Annotated in this window: 13 protein-coding genes; all 13 read left to right on the top strand. The window is 59.8% G+C overall.

Annotated elements, in window-relative coordinates; all coding sequences use genetic code 11:
* The first annotated feature begins 61 nt into the window (after positions 1-61).
* The gene (locus GXP70_RS14005; RefSeq protein WP_162357386.1) at positions 62-1816 is read left to right on the top strand and encodes an ABC transporter ATP-binding protein; all 1755 of its coding nucleotides are present in this window, start codon (positions 62-64) and stop codon (positions 1814-1816) included.
* Positions 1800-3560, top strand: coding sequence for an ABC transporter ATP-binding protein (locus GXP70_RS14010; RefSeq protein WP_162357387.1), 1761 nt, complete (start codon positions 1800-1802; stop codon positions 3558-3560). Before GXP70_RS14005 ends, GXP70_RS14010 begins: the two co-directional genes overlap by 17 nt.
* A gap of 79 nt (positions 3561-3639) precedes the next feature.
* Positions 3640-4275, top strand: a complete 636-nt coding sequence (locus GXP70_RS14015) for a P-loop nucleotide/nucleoside kinase family protein (RefSeq protein WP_162357388.1) — start codon at positions 3640-3642, stop codon at positions 4273-4275.
* A 58-nt stretch (positions 4276-4333) separates the two neighbouring features.
* A complete protein-coding gene (locus GXP70_RS14020; RefSeq protein WP_162357389.1) occupies positions 4334-5773 on the top strand; it encodes an RCC1 domain-containing protein in 1440 nt (479 codons plus the stop codon).
* 238 nt (positions 5774-6011) lie between these two features.
* Positions 6012-6917 carry an aldo/keto reductase gene (locus GXP70_RS14025; RefSeq protein ID WP_162357390.1) on the top strand — a complete coding sequence of 302 codons (906 nt, stop codon included), beginning with the start codon at positions 6012-6014 and terminating at the stop codon, positions 6915-6917.
* A gap of 150 nt (positions 6918-7067) precedes the next feature.
* Complete coding sequence (locus tag GXP70_RS14030; protein WP_162357391.1) at positions 7068-7595, top strand: DinB family protein; 528 nt, start codon at positions 7068-7070, stop codon at positions 7593-7595.
* A 243-nt stretch (positions 7596-7838) separates the two neighbouring features.
* Positions 7839-8594 carry an SDR family NAD(P)-dependent oxidoreductase gene (locus GXP70_RS14035; RefSeq protein WP_162357392.1) on the top strand — a complete coding sequence of 252 codons (756 nt, stop codon included), beginning with the start codon at positions 7839-7841 and terminating at the stop codon, positions 8592-8594.
* On the top strand, positions 8578-9627 hold the full coding sequence (locus GXP70_RS14040) for an S-adenosylmethionine:tRNA ribosyltransferase-isomerase (RefSeq protein WP_162357393.1): 1050 nt from the start codon (positions 8578-8580) through the stop codon (positions 9625-9627). Before GXP70_RS14035 ends, GXP70_RS14040 begins: the two co-directional genes overlap by 17 nt.
* A gap of 17 nt (positions 9628-9644) precedes the next feature.
* The gene (locus GXP70_RS14045) at positions 9645-10028 is read left to right on the top strand and encodes a VOC family protein (protein ID WP_162357394.1); all 384 of its coding nucleotides are present in this window, start codon (positions 9645-9647) and stop codon (positions 10026-10028) included.
* Positions 10029-10164: 136 nt separating this feature from the next.
* The gene (locus GXP70_RS14050) at positions 10165-11853 is read left to right on the top strand and encodes a GAF domain-containing sensor histidine kinase (RefSeq protein ID WP_225442799.1); all 1689 of its coding nucleotides are present in this window, start codon (positions 10165-10167) and stop codon (positions 11851-11853) included.
* Positions 11854-11866: 13 nt separating this feature from the next.
* A complete protein-coding gene (locus GXP70_RS14055) occupies positions 11867-12559 on the top strand; it encodes a response regulator (protein WP_162357395.1) in 693 nt (230 codons plus the stop codon).
* Between the two features lie 587 nt (positions 12560-13146).
* Positions 13147-14256 carry a hypothetical protein gene (locus tag GXP70_RS14060; protein ID WP_162357396.1) on the top strand — a complete coding sequence of 370 codons (1110 nt, stop codon included), beginning with the start codon at positions 13147-13149 and terminating at the stop codon, positions 14254-14256.
* Entirely contained in the window at positions 14253-15206 is a 954-nt protein-coding gene (locus GXP70_RS14065) for a VanW family protein (RefSeq protein ID WP_162357397.1), read from the top strand. The genes GXP70_RS14060 and GXP70_RS14065 overlap by 4 nt, the downstream gene beginning before the upstream one ends.
* Positions 15207-15427: the final 221 nt, after the last annotated feature.

A 15427-nucleotide genomic window follows, 5' to 3' on the forward strand; every position in this document is an offset into this window, starting at 1 on the left:
TCATTCATCAAGAAAATGACAGAGAGGGAACCAAAGAAATGTCGGAGAGGGGATCAAGGAAATGAATGAAGAACGTGTACCGGATTCACAAGAAGCCGCTCCAAGCGCCGTACATGTCATGCGGCGTTATTTGACCGTCAATGCCAGATACAATTCCACGCTCGCAGCCGCGATACTTTGCTCGCTGCTCACATCGGCCTTATTAAGCATCATGACACAGTGCTTTCACCTCACGATCGATCATTTCGGCGCAGTCGGCACGGTCATGAACAAACAGACCGTTATTCTGCTGCTATCGCTTGGACTCTTCGTTCCCTCCCAGTACCTGCAGCAATATCTAGGGCTCAAATACAGCGAGCTATGCGATCGCAGCATGCGCGACATGACCTTTGCAACCGTATCCCGTATCGACAAGCAGACGCTGGATGCCCAGCGAATCGGCGATCTCCTGTCTCGCGCCAACAGCGACCTTGCCCAAATCAACGGCTCCCTGCAAAATTATTTCTCCGTCCGTCTGCCGCAGCAAATCATCGGCATTGCGGCACTGATCGCATCCCTGATCATCAGCTGGCAATTGACGCTGTTCTCGCTTGCGATCGTGCCGGCGATCATGCTGCTGCAAGCGATCGTCTCTGCGCCGTTAACCCGCTTCGCGCAGCAATGGCAGCAGGCGGCGGGCGAATCGCTGTCCATCGCGAATAATTTGATGGGCGGCTTCGAGGTTGCGAAGGCGTATAACATGGGCAACGTACTGCGCCGGCGTTATGATGCGGCGGTCGATCGGGCTGCCGAGAGCGGCATTCATGCCAACCGCGCGACGATCTTGCTATCTCCGTTAGGGCAGCTGTTAGTTTTCATTCCGCAAATGATCATTTGCGGATTCGGCGTTTATTTGGCAAGCATCGATCGGATTACTTCCGGCGGCGTCATGTCGGTCGTCATCCTGAGCGTGTTCATCGGCAATCCGATCGGCGATTTCGGCGCCGTGCTGTCCAGCTTCAGAACGGCGCGCGGTTGTGCCGCTCGCGTATTCGAACTGTGGGATATGCCGCCCGAACCGGAGGGCGGGACGGAGCGGAAGCCGGAAGGAGATCACATCGTGTTCAACCGCGTATCGTTCGCTTACCCGGGTAAGCCTCCGGTAATAGAAGATCTGTCATTCTCGGTCCAACGCGGCGAGCGGATCGCGCTCGTCGGCGCAAGCGGCTCGGGCAAGTCGACCGCCATCAAGCTCCTCATGGCGCTATACCGGAAGCAGGGAGGCGATATCTCGCTATTCGGTCATGCCATAGAGGATTGGTCGATTGACGGGCTTCGCGCGTGTATCTCCTATGTGGGGCAAGACACGTATCTGTTCGCCGGGAGTATATGGGACAATGTCGCATTGGGCAATCGTAGCGCGACGGACGCGGAAATCCAAGCGGCCATTCAAGCCGCGCTGCTATCCGACATCGACGTGAATCGAGAAATCGGCGAACGCGGGCTGCGGTTGTCCGGCGGTCAGCGGCAGCGGGTCGCGATCGCCCGCGCGATGCTGAAGGACGCGCCGCTTCTCCTGCTCGACGAACCGACCTCCGCGCTTGACACGCAAAGCGAGGCGCTGGTGTCGGAAGCGCTCCAACGCCTTATGCAAGGACGCACTGCGATTGTCATCGCTCACCGCCTGTCGGCGCTTCGCCATATCGACCGCATCGTGTGCCTGCAAGACGGCCGAGCGGCAGAGAGCGGTACGCATGAACGGCTCATGTCGATGCAGGGCGTCTACTATCGGCTCTATCGATCACAGGAGGCGGATTATCATGAAATCGGCGATTGACGGCATAAGGCATACGTTTCGAATGATGACATGGTCTTGGCGTTTCATACGGACGTGGCGATCGGGATATATTCTGTGCGCCGCGCTCGGCATCCTGCAGAACGCTTGGATGTCGATTACCACCGCTTATCTCGTCGGTCAGACGACGGCGCATGCCGCAGCAGGCGATTTCGCTGCGATGCTGCGAACGATCGGCATTGTCGCCGTCAGCGCGATCGCCGGCATCGCCGTCATTACGGCAGTGAATTACCATGCCGCGCGTATTCATGTCCTTGGCCTTGCGCAGATTCGCAAAGCGCTGTTCGCCAAATTGACCGCGATGCCCGCAGCGGAAGCGGATCGGCACCGATCCGGCGACCTGTCCGCCCGCTTGAGCATGGATACGGAACGCGCGGCCTCGTTCTTCGGTTCCATGATGACGGGCGATAGCAGCTTGTTCGCCATCCCCGTCAGCATCCTGATCTGCACGGTTATCTGCATCGTGAAGGAGCCTGTCATAGGCATCATCAATCTCCTCTTCGCGTTCATCAGCATCTATGCGAACCTGGCTTGCATTCGCAGCGAGTATGCGTGGCAAACCAAGCGAATGGGGATGATGTCCTCTCTGACGCAGCGCATGATCGACATGATATCCGGCAGCATCGTCGTGCGGATGTTCGGGCTTGCTTCTCATCTGCAGGAGCAGTACAAGAAGGATTCCGCGGACGTCTGTTCCTATGCCATGCGCGGCGCGGCCTATAACGCGATGCGCTCGTCGTCGAGTTCCGCGATCCAGTGGAGCGCGATTATTTTTACGCTGGTCGCGGGCGGCGTCCTGGTGCACATGGGCGTATCCGATTTGGGCACCATCGTGTTCATCGTGCTCCTGCAGTCCCAAATCAACAACGATGTGCTGTTGATGACCAACTCCTACCAGCAGCTTCAATTCGCGACGATCGCCGCGGTGCGCGTCAAGGAAGTTCTTGATTGTCCCGACGATACGATGCGCAAGCTTGAAGCGATACCGGATGCCCAAGCGGCGCATGCGATCGATATTCGGCACGTCACGGTATCCTACGGGAACGATTCGCCTGCCATCAATCAGCTGTCCTTGCAGGTCGGAAACGGGGAGCGGCTCGCTATCGTCGGCGGCAGCGGCGGCGGGAAGTCGACGTTGATTCGCTGCTTGTTGGAGCTCGCTCCGGCGGATGCCGGTTCCGTTCATTTATTCGGGCATCCGCGCGAGCGGTATTCGCAGGACGCGGTACGCGACCTGATCGCGTATGTGCCGCAAAACAACTACCTGTTCGATGGCACGATTCGCGACAATATCGCATGGGGGAACGCGGATACCGCCGATGAGCGGATCTGGCATGCCGCGCGCGAAGCGGGCTTGGCGGAATTGATCCGCAGCCTGCCGGACGGGATGGATACGCGCGTCGGCGATCACGGCGCGCAGCTATCCGGCGGCCAGCGGCAGCGCATCGCGATTGCGCGCGCAATGGTCAAGGATGCGCCGCTGCTGCTGCTTGACGAAGCGACGTCCGCCTTGGACGGCGAATCGGAGGCGCTCGTTCAGCATGCGCTGGAACGGCTAATGGCAGGGCGCACGGCCATCGTGATCGCGCATCGGTTATCCACGATCCGGAGCGCGGACCGGATCATCGTCATGGAGAACGGAGAAGTCGTCGAGGAAGGGAATCATGATCAATTGCTTCGGACAGCCGGACGATACGCGCAGCTCTACCGGCTGCAATATGCTTAAAGTCGGCGTCAATGATGGCGTAGACCGGCGTTCGGCATCTATTCTATACTTGTATTCAAATAGACAGGAGGTGGAGCGGATGTTCAATGTCTGCCCTTCATGCGGTGAATACCGTGTCGACAAAACCATTCGGCAAACCAAGGACGGCGCCTGTGCGATCTGTCCCTCGTGCAATCATCCGCATCCCTTTCTCCGGCTGCCGTTGTTCGTCGTGACGGGCGCCAGCGGAACCGGGAAATCGACGTTGGCGCTGCAGCTCTCGAATCTGACCAAGGACGTCGTCGTCATGGAAACGGATATTCTGTGGGATAACCGCTACAACGAGCCCGAGACCAACTACCGGGCTTACCGGGAGATGTGGCTGCGTACGGCGAAGAATATCGCGCAAGCGGGGAAGCCCGTCGTCTTATGCGGTACGGCCATGCCGGATCAGCTGGAGAATTGCGAGGAGCGGCGTTATTTTGAAGCGATCCATTATATTGCGCTTGTATGCGAAAGCCGCTTGCTGGAGGAACGGCTGAAGCGCCGCCCGTCTTGGAGAGCCAGCGGCAGCGATGAATTCGTTCAAGCCATGGTCGGCTACAACCAATGGCTGATCGGGCACGGTCCGGCCAATACGCCTGCGATCGCAACGCTCGACACGAGCATGGACTCGACCGAGGAGTCCGCGCGCAAGGCGCTTGCGGTGATTTCGGCAGCGATGATGCAGTCTTAAGTTACCTCTTGCCTCTCACGCTGCGTGAGGTTATATGATCGAGTCGGAGGTGATGGTGATGTCTTTGAAGGTGAAGGAGGCCGCGGCTTTGATCGGCGTGAGTATCCGGACGCTGCATCATTATAACGAAATCGGCCTGCTGATGCCGGAAACGGTGAATGCTGCCGGTCATCGCCTGTATTCGGACAGGGAGCTTGAACGGCTGCAGCAGATTTTGTTTTTCAGAGAGCTCGGTTTCTCGTTGGAGGAGATCAAGAACATCCTGGACCGCCCGGACTTCGACCGTTATCGGGCGCTCGTCGTTCACAGGGACTTGCTGCTGCAGAAGAAGAGACGGTTGGAAGAAATCATCGAAACGGTCGATCGCACGATCCAATTCGCGGCGGGGGGCATGCCAATGAACGCGCATGAAATGTTCGAAGGCTTCACCGGAGGAAACTTTACGAAGCAGAAGAAGAAGTATACGGCCGGCGGTTACGAGCATACCTTGGCTATCAAGGCGGACGGTACGGCGTGGGGCTGGGGCAATTTCGGGGAGGGCTCCGGCGGAGCGGTGGCAGCTCCGGTTCAGCTGCTGTCGGACGTGAAAATGGTGGCTGGCGCATCGGGCCACTACCATTCCTTTGCCGTGAGAAGCGACGGCACCGTATGGGGCTGGGGCAGTAACAGCCACGGTCAGCTTGGAAGCGGCGGCAAGGACCGGGAATACGTGGAGAAGCCGATTCCGGTCGCAGGGATCGATGCGGTCGAAGCCGTGTCGGCCGGCGTATTCCACGCCCTGGCGCTGCGCACGGACCGCTCCGTCTGGTCATGGGGGCAGAACTGGTACGGCCAGCTTGGCGACGGCACGACAGCGCAGCGGAGCGAACCGGCGATGGTGAGCGGAATGACGGACGTGCTGGAGGTCGCGGCCGGGTTCTTCCATTCGATGGCGTTGAAGGCGGACGGCACGGTGTGGCGCTGGGGCGGCTTCGGCGACAGCACGCCTGCGTTCCCGATCTTGAACGAGAGCCTGGCTCCGGTCCGGCTGGACGCGCTGGCGCATATCGCATTCATCGCCGCCGGCGGATCTCACGGCGTCGCGCTGCAAGACGACGGGAGCGTATGGACATGGGGCTACAACAATGAGGGCCAGCTGGGGGACGGAACGGTGATGAACGGCTCGTCGCCCGAGCCGCGGAAGGTCCCCGGATTGACGAATGTCGCTGCCATCGCGGCCGGAGGCGCGTTCACGCTGGCCCTGCGTACGGACGGAACCGTATGGTCCTGGGGAGCCAATTCGTTCGGCGAGCTCGGCGACGGAACGAATGAACGCAGAAGCGTGCCCGCGCCGATCGGGAAGCTTGCCGATGTCGTGCATATCGCGGCGGGCACCAAGCATGCCATGGCCATGACGAAGGACGGCCGCTTCTGGGTATGGGGCAGCAACGACCACGGTCAGCTCGGGGAGCGCGACGTGGAGGCAAGGAACCGTCCGCATGAGCCTTATCGGGCATAGCCAGTCGCGCGGCGACATGATCCGCAACAATACGCGCGCATAGCATGATCGCGAGGAATAGCATGTGCTTGACCAGCCGAAGTCCGCGGATACGCGGACTTTTGCATAGGAGGGTTACTTCAAGGATAGTGAGTAATCATTTTTTCACTGCTTAAATCCGGTAGATCCTATTGGTATAATGAATAGATTCGAAGCGCTTGCATGTCGAATATATCCGATCATGGAGGAGGAAGCACACATGCTTAAGTCAAATTTAGGCAGAACGGGGCTCGAGGTAACGAAGCTGGGGTTCGGCGCTATGGAAATTCGCGGTCCGCGGATCTGGGGCGGACGTCCCGTTACGGACGACGAAGCCGATCGAATCTTGAACGCCGTGCTGGATGCGGGGATTAACTTCATTGACACGTCCTATGATTACGGTTTAAGCGAAGCGTACATCGGCCGCTTCGTCAGCCGCCGCCGCAGCGAGTATATTCTGGCAACGAAATGCGGATGCACGGTCGTCGACCGCGGCGATCACGATGAGACGCCTCATGTATGGACAAGGGATAATTTGCTGCATAACATCGAGACCAGCCTGCGGCGCATGAATACGGACTATATCGACCTGCTGCAGCTTCATAACCCGACAATCGAGCAAACCGAAGAAGGCGGCCTGGTCGAAGTGCTGCGGGAGATACAGGCTTCCGGCAAGGTGCGCTGGATCGGCATTTCCTCGACGCTGCCGCATATCGCCGGCTACATTCAGTCCGGCGTGTTCGACAGCTTCCAAATTCCGTATTCCGCGCTTGAACGAGATCACGAGAACATCATTTCGGAAGCGGCGGCAGCCGGCGCCGGCACGATTATCCGCGGCGGCGTAGGCCGCGGAGAGCCCGGAGCGGGACTCGGCAATGAAGACCGGTGGGACGTCTGGGAGAAGGCGGGCCTGGACGAGCTGCTGGAGGAAGGCGAGAGCCGGACCGGGTTCATGCTGCGCTATACGCTCAGCCATCCGGCAATGACGACAACGATCGTCGGAACGAAGAATCCGGAGCATCTGGCCGAGAATATCCGGATTGCCGAGAAAGGTGCGCTTCCTGCGGAGGTCTACGAAGAAGCGAAGCGCCGCCTGCAAGCTGCCGGCCAAGGCCCGCGCGTCTAAGTCCGAGGGACGGCCTGATACGAGTGCGTATGAGAAGGCTTCCTCGCAGGCACAGCCGCTTGGAATTGTGCCTGCGCCGCAGCCGCATCAATCGTTGGGGCTGGCCTGTTCGCAAGCCGCATCGTCCTGACGAGCAAAAGGAGCGTTCCGATGAATTTCAATCTCGAAGAAGCGATCGAAGTACTCGAACGCGCGCCCCGTTCGCTGGAGCAGTTATTGTCCGGCCTATCCGAAGGCTGGCTGCAGGTCAGGGAAGGCGACGGAACGTGGAACGCGGCGGAAGTCATCGATCATCTGCTCGAAGCCGAGCGGACGAACTGGATTCCGCGGATTTCCTTTCTGCTGCGGGAAGGGGCCGGCAAGCCGTTTCCGCCCTTTGACCGATTCGCGCATTTGCGCAGCGGCGCGGCGGGCGGGCTTGAATCGAAATTGCAGGAGTTCAGGGATATACGATCGCATAACATCGACCTGCTGAGGGCGCTTGTACCGCCGGACACCGACTTCGAACAGACCGGCCGTCATCCGGAGTTCGGCGAAGTCAGGCTGAGCGAGCTGATCGCGGCTTGGGCCGTTCATGATTTCACGCACATCGCCCAGATCGTCCGCGTCATGGCCGGGCGGTACCGATCCGACGTAGGGCCATGGGAACAGTATTTGGGCATTCTGAAGCGCAGATAGCGCGCGAAGCGATGCTTGATTGCAGATCACGCATGAAGCGATGACGGATTATCGAAGTCGCCCGGAACGATCCGCGCCGCCGCCTCATACCAAAGTCGTAGAACATGCTCATCCGTCGGATGGGCATTTTTACGTTTGACGTTCATCCTTGCTGCTGACGCCGATTCGGCGCCGAACCGTTAAGATACAACTATGAAACGCCGCATCTTAAGCAGGTTCGGCCTCACATCGAGGAGGGAGACTATGTTGGACTTACAAGGAAAAACGGTCATGATTACCGGCGCTTCGCGAGGGCTAGGCAAAGCGCTGGCCGGCGCATTCGCCAGGAACGGAGCAAGGCTTGCGCTGTCGGCGCGAAGCGAAGCGCCGCTCATGCAAGTCAAGCAGGAGCTTGAAGCGCTGGGTGCGCAAGTATTGGCAATCGCGGGAGATATGTCGCTGTCCCGCGACGTGGAACGGTTCGTCGCCGCGGCCGAGGTCGTCTATGGCGGAGTCGACGTGCTGATCAATAACGCCGCTATCCTGGGCCCGAGTCCGATACCGCTTCTGCTCGACTATCCGGAGGAGGATTACGCCGATGTGCTGCGCGTGAACGCGGTCGGCCCGTTCCTGGTAACCCGCCGCGTGCTCGCCAATATGCTGGTACGCGGAGAAGGCTCGATCATTAACGTCACGTCCGAAGCGGGCGAGACGGGATATGCGGGCTGGGGCGCTTACGGCATCTCCAAGTTTGCCGTGGAAGGCTTGACGGAAACGTGGGCGGATGAACTGCAAGAAACGGCAGTGCGCGTGAACATGGTGGATCCGGGGGAGATGGATACGGAAATGCATGCCTTGGCCGTACCGGATTGCGACTACGCCCTTGCGGATCCGCGCGAGGTGACGGACGCGTTCCTGTACTTGGCCTCCGGCGCATCCAGAAGCGTTAACGGCCAGCGTTTACTCGCGCAGCAATTCGAATGGCCGGAAGGAGTTGAGGATCATGACCGTCAGAGCTAGCATTCCCGCGTTTCACATACCGGAGGAGCTGAATGCGGCAGCGCCTCCCGAACGAAGAGGCATCCGGCGCGATCATGTGAAAATGATGGTGCTGGACAGGCGCACCGGAAGCGTGGCGCATGGATTGTTTTATCAATTGGATGACTATTTGCGTCCGGGAGATTTGCTTGTCCTGAATGCCAGCCGGACGATACCGGCCGTGCTTCGCGGCACTTGGAGCAGAAGCGGTTCCGTGCTCGGCGAAGACATCGAGATCCGGCTTGCCAGCCGAATCGACGACCGTACATGGCAGGCACTCGTCGTATCGACCGGGATTCGGCCGCTCCAGGGCGATAGGTTCGCGTTCGCCGGCCCATTGGCGGCCAGCGTAACGGAGGTCGTGTCGAAGTCGATGGCGATCCTTACTTTCTCGCTGGAGGGTACGCTGTTGACGAACCAGCTGTATGCCCTTGCCGAACCGATTCGTTACGAATATATCTCGCATCCCTGGGCGCTGGATTACTATCAGACCGTGTATGCATCTACGCCCGGCTCCGTCGAAATGCCTTCCGCCGGCAGAGCATTCAGCTGGGAACTGCTCTTCAAGCTGCAACGCCGCGGCGTCGGCATTGCGTACGTGCAGCTCCATACCGGACTCAGCTATCTGCTCGACGGAGACGGATTTCCGGATCCGCGCCGCAATTTCGAATCCTACGAGGTACCGCCGGATACGGCAGAAGCGATCATGCGGACGAAAGCGGACGGCGGCAGGGTGATCGCGGTCGGTACGACGGTCGTAAGGGCGCTGGAATCGGCTGCGGACGGCAGCGGCCGATTGGCGTCCGGAACGGGAAGGACCAATCTGATGATCGAAGCAACGACGCCATTGCGGATCGCGGACGGGCTGATCAGCGGATTTCATGAGCCGGAAGCAAGCCATCTGGAACTACTGGCTGCTTTCATCGATCCCGCCCTGCTGTCCGATGCGTACCGGGAAGCCATCGAATACGGCTACCTCTGGCATGAGTTCGGCGATATGAACGTGATCCTGTAACGGAAGGAGCCGTGACGATGAAGGTACATCACTTTGCAATTGAAGTTCGGGATTTGGCACGTTCTGCCGATTTCTATGCGAATGTCATCGGCTTCGCGCTGACATCGCGGATCGATCTGAACGGCGAGCGGATCGTCTTTCTCGCGCTGGGCGGGCATCGATTGGAGCTGGTTCAGTCCGCATCGGCCATATCGCCCGCGTCCCGGATGCATTTGGCGCTCGAGGTGGAAGAATTGATCCCGTGGCTCGATCGTCTGCCGCGTGCCGGCTGCGTGCTCGTCGAAGGGCCTGTCCGGTGGGGGAACGGATGGCGCAGCGCCTTTCTGACCGGACCGGACGGCGAGCTCCTAGAATTCATCGAGGCTGAAGAAACGGTAGCCGATTCGGTGCCGGGTATCTGACGAACGGCCAGCATGGCTATCGAGCGGTCGCGTTAGCGCAGGAGAACCGGCCCCGAAGGGCGAATAAGTGTAGGATTGATTAGGTGTCGATCGCAATCGGTACGCAGAAACGCCCAGATAGAGAGGAGACCTAATCTTGTCCAAGGAACCGCGGGTTCATGAGCTGATCACGCTCAAGACGATCGCCGAAACGCTCAACCAACCCGGAGAGCTGGCCCCCATGCTCACGCTCGTGCTGGACAAATTACTGGAGCTGACCGGGCTCGCATCGGGTTGGATTTTTCTTGCGGACGGCCAATCGGACTACGTGCTGGCAGCGGACTGCGGCTTGCCCCCGGCGCTGCTCCATCTGAATAGACAGCCCATGAGAACCGGCCGCTGCTGGTGCATGGACCGGTACAGGGACGGTAAACTGAACAATGCCGTCAACATCATGAGCTGCAAAAGGCTGGAGGACGCGGTGGCTTACCGCTCAGGCGATACGCGGGGCATCACCCATCACGCAACCGTGCCTCTTCGGTCCGGCAGCCGCAAGGTAGGCGTGCTGAACGTCGCCGCCCCGGGGAAGGAGAAGTTCTCCGACGAGGAGCTGGCGCTGCTGCAATCGGTCGCGTTTCAGATCGGCGGCGCGGTGGAACGGATGCGCCTCTATTCGGCCGAGCAGCGCAGAGCGGACTTGTTCGAGCGTCTCGGCAATTTCAGCAGATCGCTTCGCGTGGCGACGATGTCGCATGCCGGTTCCGCTGCGCTGGGGGAACAGGCGATCGCCCTGATTGCCGCACAGTTCGAATGGAAGTTCGCGGCGATCATGGAGCGCGTCGGCGATGATTTTATCGTACGGGCAAGCCACGCGCGGGGCCGCGTGTGCATCGAGCCTTCGCAGCTGCGCCCGGAAGGCGCGGCATGGCTTCGCCGGATCGGAGAGAAGTGGCGCTTGGCGCGAGCTTCCGGCAAGGAAGCGGCTGCAGTCGTGGAACAGCGGAACCGGGAGCAGCCGCCGCTGTCGCTTGCGGCGATCGCGGCCGTGCATGTCCCGAACTCGGGGCTAAGCCTGCCGTGGGTCATCATCGTCGGAGACGAAGAGGAGAGCGGGCATGCGGACATCGAGAACGAGGCGCTGAAAGCGCTTGGCGAGCATTTCGCCGTCGCGCTCGACAGCGTCTGCCTGGAAGCGAACCGCCGCGAGCTGGCCCGTCTGGACGAGCGGAACCGGATCGCCCGCGATCTGCATGATTCCGTATGCCAGATGCTGTTCTCGCTATCCATGACGGCCAAGGGGACCGAAAGTTTGCTGGCTCCGGCCGGAGACGGAGAGGAGCGGAAGACGGAAGCCGCGCTGCTTGCGGTCCAGGATATGCAAGCCCTGTCCCAGCAGGCGTTGAAGGAAATGCGCGAGCTGATCATGCAGCTGCGGCCGGCAGGCCTCGAAACCGGTCTGGTTGCCGCACTGAGCATGTACGGGGATAAGCTCGGGCTGCAGATTCGCTCGCAGCTGTCCGGCGTTCGCGAGATTCCCGGCTTGATCGAAGAGGCGCTGTGGCGCATCGGCCAGGAAGCATTGAACAATGTGCGCAAGCATGCGGGCGTATCCGCGGCGGACGTCAGCCTGGAGCTGGAGGATAACCGCGCGATCTTGCGCATTGCCGATAACGGATGCGGCATGGGGGGAGCGGGCGAACGGGCGCGGCAAGATTCCATCGGCCTGGCAAGCATGCGGGAGCGGACGGAGGCGCTCGGCGGGCGATTCAAGGCCATCGGCGCCGGCAGGAAAGGCACGATCGTGGAAGCGGCCATCCCGCTGCCGGCGCCAAACTATTCTAGCTGAGGTGAGGGTGGAGATGAAGATCAAACTGCTGCTCGCCGACGATCATGCGATGGTTCGCAAAGGGCTGCATGTCTTCCTGGCGACGCAGACGGATATGACATTGGTAGGCGAGGCGGCAACCGGACAGGAGACGCTCGAACAGGCGGCTCTGCTGCAGCCCGATATCGTGCTGATGGATTTGAACATGCCGGTACTGAACGGGATCGAAGCGACCAGGCAGCTGAAGCGCGCGCATCCGGCGATCAAGGTGATCGTGCTTACTTCGTTCGCCGATCAGGATCATGCGCTGCCCGCCATTCGCGCCGGTGCTCGCGGGTACTTGCTCAAGGACATCGAGCCCGACGAGCTGGCGTCGGCCATTCGGCGCGTCTATCTTGGTCAGGTGGAGCTTCATCCCAGCATTACCGGCCAGCTGATGGACATGATGGCCGCTCCCGATGATGTGCGGCCTTCCAATCCGGTCGCCGCGACAGCCGACCCGCTGTCCGAGCTGACCAGACGGGAGCGGGAGGTGCTCGCGCACATCGCGCAGGGGAAGAGCAACAAGGAAATCGGCGAGGCGTTGTTCATTACGGAGAGGACGGTCAAAACCCATGTCAGCCATCTGCTCGATAAGCTGGGCATGGCGGATCGTACGCAGGCCGCCATCTACGCCGTGAAGCAAGGCTTTGCAGACGGAACGATTGCCGGAAGAAGCGACGATTGAGCGTACCCGTCTCCATATCCGCCGTAATCGTTCATTTTGCTTAAATGACAGATTGTTTAAATGACAGATTGCGTAAATGATGGTTTGCGTACAGAGAACTGCCGGTCGGTGCAAGGCAGCGGTCAGCCGAAACGTAACGCGGAGCGGGCTCCGTCCCTTTGGGGACGGGGCTTTTTGGCGTTTATACGAGACAATGAGGGGGGCATGTTCCGGTCATTCGATGCGAACGACGATCGTTTGAACAAGGCCACGTTTAAGGTGGATGAAGTGCCGTACAATCTGATCCATACTGCCGCAAGCGGGGTTATCCCAGCGCGATCGATCGCAGCGGACTGTGCGCGACCCTTGCGGCGGAACGGCTCGTGCCGATGCTGTATGCCGAAGCGGCGAATCCCGATTCGAATAAGGTGTACCGGAACATCGCCTTCACGGAAGCCGGCCGCGTGGCGGACGTGAAGTTCATCTAAGCAAGTAACAAGCCTCCTTCTCGCGCGGAAGGAAGGCTTGTTCGCTTTCATTGACGACATCAATCAGCATAGCCTCTGGAGCGGGGGGTATACTACCTCCTAAAAAAAGGAGAACATTGGATGAGAGGCAACAGCTATTCCATATGCCTGATCGTCGCCGCGTTGGCGGCGTTGTTCTGCGAATCGGCGCAAGGCATGTCGCGCCAATCGGAACAACCTTCCATCCGGCTGATCGTCAAGGCTTCGCCAACGGCGGCACTGGCCTCCGATTTGAAGCTCGATTCGGAAGCATGGGCCGATGCGATCGCGGCGGGCACGCCGTATCCCAGCGCATATGCCCCCGTCTCGGATACTTATCTAGCGGTCAACGATACAACCTATACGATCGATCCGGCCTACCAGCTGTACGATTCAGCGAACGCCAAGGCGATTCAGCTTTGCAGCAGCATGAAACAGAAGCTGATCGCGCAAGTGTCCGCATTGAAAGCGAAGCACTACGGCAAACTGCTGTCGTGGCCCGAAGTCAAGGAAATCGTTACGATGAAGTCGGTCGTCACTGTTGTCGATCTGGAGACTGGCCAGCGGTTCGACGTACAACGGAGAGCGGGCAGCACGCATGCCGACGTTCAGCCGCTGACGAGACAGGACACGGAAATCATGAAGCGGATCTATCAAGGAAAGTGGAGCTGGAGAAGGAGGGCGATTCTCGTCGAGAAGGACGGCCAGACGATCGCCGCTTCGATGCACGGCATGCCGCACGGCGGCGACGGTATCCCGGACAACGGCTTTGACGGACATTTCTGCATTCATTTTCTGGGCAGCAGCACGCACAAAACGGGAACCGTCGACCCGGATCACCAGACGATGGTGCACAAGGCGGCCGGCAAGCTTCCGCAATACGTGCAGCAGGCTTCGCCCGGCAGCGTGGCGGAGCTGTTCTTCATCGCGATCAATCAGCGGGATCCCGAGATCATGAGCGCGATTTTCCCGTTTCGCAATCATGAACAGCTGGAGCGCTTGAAGCGGGAGATGTCCGGCGTTATCGCCATCCGGAGAGTGTCCGACTACGCGGATAGCTCCGCTTCCGATCTGCTCGCCGTCGAAGTGCCGGCCAGATCGGTCATTTATCGCGAAGGGTCCCGCAAGACGGAGAAGACGCTCGTCTTTCAACTGCGCCGCAGCTCCGTCTGGCAGCCATGGACGATCGAACAGGTGGAGAATGCCTTATGAAATGGCTCTTACTAGCAAGCATCATGTGGCAGTGGTCGAACCAGCACCAGCCAGCCGGCGGCGAAGAGCAGACGGACGGCCGGTTGTCGGTCACGCTTCGGGGGCAGAACGCTGCCGTGATCGATCGGGCGGATTACGCGTCGCCCGGATTCACGATGGTGGACTTGGACAAATTCGACCGGCTCGTAACCGCGCTGGATCAGAGAAGCTACGAAGCTCCCCGCAACGCCATCATCGGCGATCACGGGGGCATCGTGCCCGAAGAGATCGGGCATAGGCTCAACCGGCAGGCGTTTACCGAGAAGTTCTTCGCATTCTTCTACGGCACGGGTGCTGCGGCGATCGATGCGCCGCTTGCGCCCGTATTTCCGCGGGTGGACCGCGAGCTGCTGGCGGAAATCAGGGAGAAGCCGATCGGCCAGTATGCCACCTATTACAACAGCCGCAACAAGAACCGGTCGCATAACATCAAGCTGGCGGCGATGGCGATCAACAATACCGTTATTTTCCCCGGGGAGACGTTCTCGTTCAACAAGATCGTCGGCCAGCGAACGAAGGAGAAAGGCTACCTCGAAGCGCCGATCATCGTCAGGGGCGAATTATCGGAAGGGATCGGCGGCGGGATATGCCAAGTCTCCTCGACGCTGTTCAACGCGAGCGACCGCGCAGGGCTGCGAATCGTGAAACGGTACTCGCACAGCCGGAACGTTCCGTACGTGAGGCCGGGGCGCGATGCGACGGTCAGCTGGGGCGGACCCGACTTCGTCTTCCATAACCAGTACAATCAGCCGATCCTCATCCGCGCGCTGGCGGTACCCGGCAAACTGTACGTGTCCCTCTATTCCTCGGACGTGATCGAATACAAGCCGCGCTCGGTGCCCGGCATGGCGTTCGGGCAGCTGCCGGAGGAAATCTCGGCATCCGCCGGCGGGAACGAAATGTTCCCTTGACGGTAATCCAAGACATGACGGTAAGACTAAGACATGCCGGTAAGTCCAAGACATGCCGTCTGAGCAGCCGGCTCCGTTCAATATATAAGCGAAGGACACCTTCCACTTGTGAAAGGTGTCCTTTTTGTCATGACTTGCACGGAAGCGGGTTTGGCTCGGCTGGCTGCCAATTCCTACCGCTGGGAAGCTTTTGCGGCCGATTCGGCTCTCCACGGGGCAGG

Source organism: Paenibacillus lycopersici, from assembly GCF_010119935.1.
GTDB lineage: Bacteria > Bacillota > Bacilli > Paenibacillales > Paenibacillaceae > Paenibacillus_Z > Paenibacillus_Z lycopersici.